The organism is Mesorhizobium sp. M7A.F.Ca.CA.004.04.2.1 (genome assembly GCF_004022825.1).
Taxonomy (GTDB): Bacteria; Pseudomonadota; Alphaproteobacteria; order Rhizobiales; family Rhizobiaceae; genus Mesorhizobium.
Genome location: NZ_RZPH01000173.1, coordinates 1 through 8,078, shown reverse-complemented (window position 1 = coordinate 8,078; position 8,078 = coordinate 1). Strand labels below are relative to the sequence as shown.

At 64.3% G+C, this 8,078-nt stretch carries 7 protein-coding genes; 5 read left to right on the top strand and 2 right to left on the bottom strand.

What is annotated here, in order from left to right:
- Together EN893_RS10665 and EN893_RS10660 are read right to left on the bottom strand one after the other, a co-directional pair.
- On the bottom strand, positions 1-1,067 hold a 1,067-nt coding region (locus EN893_RS10665), incomplete at its 3' end, for an NAD(P)/FAD-dependent oxidoreductase (protein WP_164900792.1).
- A 15-nt stretch (positions 1,068-1,082) separates the two neighbouring features.
- Positions 1,083-1,874 carry a cyclase family protein gene (locus EN893_RS10660; protein ID WP_127271588.1) on the bottom strand — a complete coding sequence of 264 codons (792 nt, stop codon included), beginning with the start codon at positions 1,872-1,874 and terminating at the stop codon, positions 1,083-1,085.
- 119 nt (positions 1,875-1,993) lie between these two features.
- Here EN893_RS10660 and EN893_RS10655 point away from each other — a divergent pair, with 119 nt between their 5' ends.
- The 5 genes from EN893_RS10655 (at position 1,994) to EN893_RS10635 (ending at position 8,021) form a co-directional block, all read left to right on the top strand.
- The gene (locus tag EN893_RS10655; RefSeq protein WP_127271274.1) at positions 1,994-3,568 is read left to right on the top strand and encodes an NAD(P)/FAD-dependent oxidoreductase; all 1,575 of its coding nucleotides are present in this window, start codon (positions 1,994-1,996) and stop codon (positions 3,566-3,568) included.
- A gap of 110 nt (positions 3,569-3,678) precedes the next feature.
- Positions 3,679-5,208, top strand: coding sequence for an ABC transporter substrate-binding protein (locus EN893_RS10650; protein ID WP_127272536.1), 1,530 nt, complete (start codon positions 3,679-3,681; stop codon positions 5,206-5,208).
- Between the two features lie 89 nt (positions 5,209-5,297).
- Complete coding sequence (locus EN893_RS10645; protein ID WP_127269246.1) at positions 5,298-6,305, top strand: ABC transporter permease; 1,008 nt, start codon at positions 5,298-5,300, stop codon at positions 6,303-6,305.
- Positions 6,298-7,146, top strand: a complete 849-nt coding sequence (locus EN893_RS10640) for an ABC transporter permease (protein ID WP_127269247.1) — start codon at positions 6,298-6,300, stop codon at positions 7,144-7,146. Before EN893_RS10645 ends, EN893_RS10640 begins: the two co-directional genes overlap by 8 nt.
- Positions 7,143-8,021: an ABC transporter ATP-binding protein gene (locus EN893_RS10635; protein ID WP_127269248.1), complete on the top strand. Its 879-nt coding sequence runs from the start codon at positions 7,143-7,145 to the stop codon at positions 8,019-8,021. Before EN893_RS10640 ends, EN893_RS10635 begins: the two co-directional genes overlap by 4 nt.
- The last annotated feature ends 57 nt before the right edge of the window (positions 8,022-8,078 follow it).

The window sequence follows — 8,078 nt, the reverse complement described above, 5'->3', positions numbered from 1 at the left end:
TTCGAGACGTCATCCAGCCCAGGCGTCAGATGCAGCAGTGCCACCTTGTCCAGGCCTTCGCCCCGCCATGCTGGCGATTTGTCCAGGGCGTAGTGGATCTGGAAATTGCCTTTGCCATAGCGGTATTTCCGCGTCGCCTCGACATCGGCTTTGGGAGCATCCGCGCCAAGCAGCCTGCCATAGAGCTGCGTCGGGGTGACCGAGCAGATGACGCTCTTGTTGGCCGTGATTGTCTCACCCGAGGCCAGCAGCACGCCGGTTGCCCGGCCATTGCTTTGAACGATCGAAGCGACGTCGGCGCCGGTGCGGATGTCGCCGCCGCGTTCCCGGATCAAAGCCTCGAAGGCCGCCAGCAGGTTCTGCGCGCCACCCTTGACGATCGGCGCGCCCGCCGCCTCAAGCGCGAAAGCGATAACCCTGGCGATCTGGCCGGAGAACGCATCTTCAGGGCCTAATCCAGCATGCAGTACCCAGGGTGCCCACAACGCACGGATGGTTTCGGACTGGTAGGTGCTTTCGAGCCAGCCGCGCGCCGGCACGAGTGCCTCGCCGAGAAAGGCGGCAAGGCCACGCGGGCCACGGCGCCAGCCATCACCGGCCAGCAGCTTCGCTGTCGGATAGGACCACAGGCTGCCGCCGAGCAGGCCGAACAGCAGGCCGGCATTGCGCTCGATGCCGCCGACATCATCCGCGTGGCGGTCGCCCTCGCCTGCCGCGATCGCATTAAGGGCGACGACGTTGGCGGCACGGTCGGTGCTGAGCACGGCATGGCTGCCGTCCGGCCGCAGCACGCCGGTCGGCGTTCCCGTGTGGCAGAACTCCAGCCCGTGGCGCGCGAGGTCGGCGCCCAGTGCCGCAAAGGCCGGCGAGGTGATGAACAGCACGAAGGTCGTCGCCATCACGTCATGGATGAAGCCGGGCGCGGTGATCTCCTCGGTGCGCAGGCAGCCGCCGATGCGGTCGTTGCGCTCCAGGACGAGCACACGCGCCCCTTTGCCCCCGAGCATCGCCGCGCAGACCAGTGCGTTGATGCCGCTGCCGACGATGATGTGATCCGGCTGGGTCACGGCAAACGCTTTCGCTTAGCCCTTCGAAACCAGCGCCAGCGCGCGGATCGGGCTGCCGGTGCCATGTTCGATCTTGAGCGGCGCCGCGATCAGGATGGCGCCCTTCGGCGGCAGCTGGTCGAGGTTGCAGAGGCTGGCAAGACCGTAGCGGTTGGCCTTGTGCATCAGCGTGTGCGCCGGGAATGGCGGCTCCATGCCGCCGGCCTTGCCGGCATCCGTGCCGATCGTCTCCGAGCCCCAGCCCTTGATGTCCTTGCTGATCAGGAACTGGATGGCTTCGGCCGTCGGCCCCGGCGTGTGCGGCCCGGTCTCGTTGGCGTTGAGGAACTCGGCTTCCGAACCGTTGCGCTTGTACCAGTCGGTGCGCATCACCACCCATTCGCCAGCATTGATCGCGCCATGCTCGGCTTCCCAGGCCTTGATGTGGTCGACGGTGAGCAGGAAATCGGGGTCGGCGGCGGCTTCCTTCGAACAGTCGATGACATTGACCGGGCCGACGAAATTCTGCGCCGGAATGGTGTCGGTGGCGCCGTCCGGATAATCCTTGCCGCTGATCCAATGCTGCGGCGCATCGAAATGCGTGCCCGAATGCTCGCCGAGCTTCAGCCAGTTCCAGGCCCACCACGGACCGTTCTTGTCGTAACGGGAGATGTTGTGGATCTCGACCTTCGGCGTGTCGACGGCGAGTTCTGGCGGCAGCTTGATCAACGGCGTGTCCGGCCCGAGTGGCGCCGACAGGTCGACCACCTTGATGGCGCCTGAAAGAAGCTGGCCGGCGACTTCGCCGAGGAGTTTTTGGGTGTCCATGGTTTGAAGTTCCCTCTTTCGTGTGATGATCAAGGCTCGTCTCGGCCCTTAATATCCTACTAGACGAAAACATATGCATCTGCAATTATCTTTAAGCATAAAGGAAATGGGGACGAGGCGTGAGCGAGTTCGACGCCATCTTTGTCGGGGCGGGCCACAACAGTCTGGCATGCGCCGCGCATTTGGCGCTCAAAGGCTGGAAAACCGGGATTTTCGAGGGCAGTGCGACAATCGGCGGCGCCGTCCAGACACGCGAATTCACCCTTCCCGGCTTCCGCCACGATTTCGGCGCGATGAATCTGAGCCTCTTCGCCGGCTCGGCCTTCCACCGGAAATATGCAAATGAATTGAAAGCGCAGGGGCTGGAGTTCGCCCCGGTCGTCGACTGTTTCGCCAGCGCCTTCCCCGACGGACGCTGGTTCGGCGTCAGCAACGATCTGGAAAAGACCGCCGCGCGCATCGCCGCCTTCTCCGCCGCCGACGCCCAGACATGGCGCAGGCTGGTTGCCGCCTTCCCGGCTGAGGCCGAACACCTGTTCCGGCTGCTGGGATCGCCGATGCGCGCCAGCGCGCTTGCCGGCACGGCGTGGAACCTGTGGCGCAAGAAGGGCATGTCCGGGGCGCTCGATACGGGCCGGCTGCTGTTGTCCTCGCCCCGCGCCTGGCTGGAGGAGAATTTCGAGTCGCCGCATATCAGGGCAACGCTCGCCACCTGGGGCATGCATCTCGACTTCGCGCCCGACATCGCCGGCGGTGCCGTCTTCCCCTATCTGGAATCGATGGCCAACCAGAGTTTCGGCATGGTGCTGGGCAAAGGCGGCGCCGACACCATCATTAAGGCGCTGTCGGGCATGGTCACATCTGCTGGAGGCAAGATCGTCACCGGCGCCGGAGTGGCCGAGATCACGGTTTCCGCCGGCAGGGCGACCGGCGTGCGGCTTGCTTCCGGTGAGACCCATACCGCCACAAGGGCAGTCATTGCCGGCGTTGCGCCCAAGGCGCTGACTGGCAAGCTGCTGCCCAATGGTTCCGGCGACGCCGGCTTCGACTCGGCGATGCAAAAGTTCCGCCACGCACCGGGCACGATGATGATCCATCTGGCGCTGGACGATCTGCCCGACTGGCGTGCCGGAGCGGAGCTTCGGCAGTTCGCCTATGTGCATCTGTCGCCCTCGCTCGACGCCATGTCGCGCACCTATCAGCATGCGATGGCGGGCATGCTGCCGGACGAACCGGTGCTGGTCGTCGGCCAGCCGACGGCGATCGACCCATCGCGGGCGCCTCAGGGAAAGCATGTGCTGTGGGTGCAGGTGCGCATGCTGCCCGCCGAAATCCTGGGCGATGCCGCCGGCAAGATCGCACCGGACCATTGGGACAAGGTGAAGGAAGCCTACGCCGAGCGTGTCCTCGACATCATCGAGACCTATGCGCCCGGCCTGCGAAACCAGATCCTCGGCCGGGCCGTGTTTTCGCCCATCGATCTCGAGCGCGAGAACCCGAATCTCGTCGGTGGCGACCAGGTCTGCGGCAGCCATCATCTGGCGCAGAATTTCCTGTTCCGCCCGGCGCGCGGCTATGCCGGATGGAACACGCCGGTGGCCAATCTGCACCTCACCGGGGCCGCGACATGGCCGGGCGCCGGCACCGGTGCGGCGTCGGGCTTCATGCTCGCGCAACAGCTTGGCGGGAGGTAGGAGCCGAGGATTTCCTTGAGGCTACGAGGGGCAAGGCGCTGCTGCCCGAGAAGCCTGAACCAATGACCTGAAGACGCCGCGCAGAAACAAAACCAACAAGGGGAACGACCATGACAATCAACAGACGTGAATTGCTGGGATACAGCGCCGCGGCACTCGGGGCGGCCGCCGTCGGCCTGCCGCAGATCGCCAAGGCAGCGGCCGGCGAACTGACCATCGCCTACAACGTCAACTTGCCATCCTGGGATCCGACCACCGGCCCGTCGGCCGTCAACCCGACCATCCAGGGGCTTTACCAGTCGGTGTTCGACCAATTCATCCCGCAGAAGCCCGATTTGTCCTTCGCGCCTGGCCTGCTCACCGAATGGGGCTGGAACGACGACCGCACCAAGATCATGATGACGGTGCGCGAAGGCGTGACCTGGCATGACGGCTCGCCGTTCACGGCCGAGGACGTCGTCTGGTCGCTGCAGCGGGCAGGCGACGAGAAGACGGGCAACCCGATCCAGTTCGTCTGGAAGAACGTCAACAACTTCAAGATCGACGGCAACAAAATCACGGGCGACGTCGTGCAGTTCGACCCGGTCTATTTCAAATGGATGTCGTTCCTGACCGGCTACATCATGCCGAAGGCCTACTACGAGAAGGTCGGCGCCGAAGGTTTCGAGAAGGCGCCGATCGGCACCGGCCCCTACATGGTGGAAAAGTTCGAGCGCAACGCCTTCCTGCGGCTCAAGGCCAATCCGAACTATTGGGGCGGCAAGCCGGCCTTCGAGAATGTGACGATCAAGTTCGTCGCCGACGCGGCAAGCCGCGTCGCCGAGATCGAATCCGGCTCCTCGCAAGTGACGCTCGAAATTCCCTATGAGGAGTATGACCGGCTGATCGCCAAGGACGGGCTGGCCGGCTCGTGCAAGAACGTTTCCGACATCGGCATGATCTTCTTCAACGACATCGAGGCGATGCTGGACAAGAACGTCCGCCAGGCCGCCGTGATGGCCGTCGACAAGAAACTTCTGGTCGATCGCCTGCTGCGCGGCTACGGCCAGCCGATCGATACGCTGGAAACGCCGGAATACGCATCCTACGACGCGTCGATCAAGGTCGAGCACAATCCGGAAAAGGCCAAGGAATTGCTCGCCGCTTCCGGCTATTCGCCGGAAAAGCCGGTCAAGTTCACCATCCAGACGACCAAGGGCTTCAAGCCCAAGGACTATGAGATGATCCAGGCGATCGTCGGCATGTGGCGCAAGGTCGGCATCGAGGCGACGATCGAAGTCTACGAGATCGCCAAGCACTACGAACTGCGCGCCGCCGACAAGCTGGCGCCGTCCGCCTTCTACAATTGGGGCAATGCCATCGGCGATCCGACCACCTCGACCGGCTTTGCCATGTACGGCCCGAGCCCGCATTCGGTGTGGGACAGCCAGGATTTGATCGACATGATCAACCCGCTGTGGGGCGAAAAGGACGAGGCCAAGCGCATCGCCGGCTGGAAGGCTGTCGACAAATACATCGCCGAGCAGGCCTATGTGCTGCCGCTGATCCAGTATGCGCAGCCGATCGTGCATGCCAAGGGCGTCAATGTGGTGCAGCATGTGTCCGGCGCGCTGCTGCCGGCCCTGATGACCCCGGCCTGACATCGGCCTGGAATTGCCGCGCGCCGTCCATAGCGACGGCGCGCATTTCTATCCGGCATACGAGCCAACGAGCTCCTGCAAAGATTTACATGCTCCTGCAACGATTCCTGATCCGCCTTCTGACGATGCTGATCACGCTGTTCGGCGTGGCCGTCGTCGTCTTTGTCGTGATCCGCGTCGCACCCGGCGATCCGATCGCCATGATGCTGCCGCCCGGCGCGACGGATGCCGACATTGCCCGGCTGCGCGCGCTCTACGGCCTCGACAAGACCATCGTCCAGCAATTCTTCATCTGGCTGTCGGGCGTGGCCCGGGGCGATTTCGGCACTTCGATTTCGCTGCGGCAGGATGTGCTGGGTCTCGTCTTCAACCGGCTGCCGGCGACGCTGGAACTCGCCATCGTCGCGCTTGTGATGGCGGTGGCGATCGGCGGCACGACGGCGATCATCGGCGCGCGCGAACGCGGCACGGCGGTCGAGGTCGGCATCGACATCGCCAGCGGCGCGGCGCTTTCGATTCCCGATTTCCTGTGGGGCCTGGTGCTGATCCTGTTGTTCGGCGTGCTGGTGCCGATCTTCGACATTTCCGGGCGGGTGTCGCCGCAACTGGACCTGCCCTTCGTCACCCAGTTCTATCTGTTCGAGAGCCTGTTGCGCCTGCGCCTCGACCTCACCTGGGATCTGCTGAAGCACATGCTGATGCCGGCCGTGGCGCTGGCGCTGCCGCTGGCAGCAATCATCTCGCAGCTGCTGAAACAGTCGCTGAAGGAAGTGCTCGACCTCGACTACGTCGTGCTGGCACGGGTGAAGGGTTTTTCGGAAACGCAGGTCATCCTGCGCGAGGCCTTGAAGAATGCCGCTTTGCCGACGCTGACACTGGTCGGCGTGCAGTTCACCTTCCTGATCGGCGGCACCGTCATCGTCGAACGGCTGTTCTCCTATGAGGGCCTCGGCAATATGGCGATCGACGCCGTCATCAACCGCGACCTGCCGCTGATCCAGGGCATCGTGCTGGTCTTCGCGCTGCTGTTCGTGCTGATCAATCTCAGCGTCGACATGATGTATGCGCTGCTCAATCCGAGGCTGCGCCATGGATGAGGGCCGTGCTCGAAGGCGAGGTGTGTCGCCACGCCTGTGGCTGGCCGGCGGCTGGCTGCTGCTGGCGCTTCTGGCGGCAATCTTCGCGCCGCTGGTCGCGCCGCAGGATCCGCTGGCGCAGGATCTGATGCTGGAGCGGTTGCCGCCATTCTGGATGAATGGAGCCGAACCCGGCTATTGGCTCGGCACCGACAGCCTCGGCCGCGATCTGTTGTCGAGGCTGATCTTTGGCGGCCGCATCGCCTTCATCGTCGCCTTTTCCGCAGCCGTCGCTGCGTGCCTGGTCGGCTCGACGCTAGGCCTGATCGCAGGCTATTTCGGCGGTTGGGCCGACCGCATCATCTCGCGCGTCGTCGATGTCTGGATGGCCTTTCCGCCGGTGCTGTTCGCCATATTGCTGGTGGCGGTGCTCGGCACGGGCTTGAGTTCCGTCATCCTGGCCATCGCCATCATCGACTGGACGCGTTTCTGCCGGGTGATCCGTGCCGAGACAATGGGTCAGTCGCGCATGGACTATGTCGAGAATGCCCGCATTGCCGGCTACGGCCGCATCGGCATCATGCTGCGCGAAGTGCTGCCCAATGTGGTGCCGTCGATCGTCGCATTGCTGTCGCTGGAAATGGGCATCGCCGTTATCGTCGAGGCGATCCTGTCCTTCGTCAATCTGTCGATCTCGACCGACGATCCGACCTGGGGAGGCATCATCGCCGAGGGCCGGCTGTCGATCCATCAGGCCTGGTGGGTGCTGGTGTTCCCGCTGATCACGCTGATCCTGACCGTGCTGTCGTTCAGCCAGTTCGGCGAGGCGCTGAAGACGCGTTTCGATCCGGTGCTGCGATGAGCGCCTGCCTCGACATCAGGGATTTGAGCGCGGTGCTGCCCAACGGCCAGCGCGTATTGCGCTCGGTGTCGCTCTCCGTCCAGCCCGGCGAGGTCCGCGCGCTGGTCGGCGAAAGCGGCGCCGGCAAGACGATGATCGGCAAGGCGGTGCTCGGTGTGCTGCCGTCGAGCGTGCGCATTGTCGAAGGCGACATGCTGCTCGAGGGTGAAGACCTCGGCAAATTGCAGCCCAAGGCACGACGCACGCTGATTGGGGCGCGCACGGCGCTGATCCCGCAGGACCCGCTGACCGCGCTCAACCCGTCGCGGCGCATCGGCTCGCAGATGACCGACCGGCTGGTGCGCATCCTCGGCTGGAGTGGCGAGAAGGCCGATACCCGCATCCGGCAATTGCTGGACGAGGTGCAAATCCGCGATCCCGACCGCGTGCTGAAAAGCTATCCGCACGAACTGTCCGGCGGCATGCGCCAGCGCGTGCTGATCGCTGCGGCCTTCGCCGCGGAGCCAAGGCTGATCGTCGCCGACGAGCCGACCACGGCGCTTGATGTGACCGTGCAAAAACAGATCCTGCGGCTGATCGTGCAGTTGCAGCGCGAGCATGGCACGGCGATCCTGTTCGTCACCCATGATCTCGGCGTCGTCGCCAAGATCAGCCAGAGAGTCTCGGTGCTTTATGCCGGCAAGGTGGTGGAGGAGGCCGACACGGCTGCCCTCTTCGCAGCACCGCAGCATCCCTACACGCGAGCGCTGATGGCGGCGACGCCACGCTACACCGATCCTTTCGCCTCGCTGAAGCCGGTGGACGACGAAGTCCTCGCAGGGCTTGCTTCAGAGATCGCTGCCGCAGACCAGGCCTGGAGGCGGTCGCATGGTTGAACCGTTGTTCTCCGTGCGCGGGCTGAAGGTCGCGCTGCCCGACATGACGCGCAAGCC

Coding starts and splice junctions, on each gene's coding strand:
- EN893_RS10660 (WP_127271588.1), bottom strand. CDS start 1,874: ATGGACACCCAAAAACTCCTCGGCGAAGTCGCCGGCCAGCTTCTTTCA.
- EN893_RS10650 (WP_127272536.1), top strand. CDS start 3,679: ATGACAATCAACAGACGTGAATTGCTGGGATACAGCGCCGCGGCACTC.
- EN893_RS10645 (WP_127269246.1), top strand. CDS start 5,298: ATGCTCCTGCAACGATTCCTGATCCGCCTTCTGACGATGCTGATCACG.
- EN893_RS10640 (WP_127269247.1), top strand. CDS start 6,298: ATGGATGAGGGCCGTGCTCGAAGGCGAGGTGTGTCGCCACGCCTGTGG.
- EN893_RS10635 (WP_127269248.1), top strand. CDS start 7,143: ATGAGCGCCTGCCTCGACATCAGGGATTTGAGCGCGGTGCTGCCCAAC.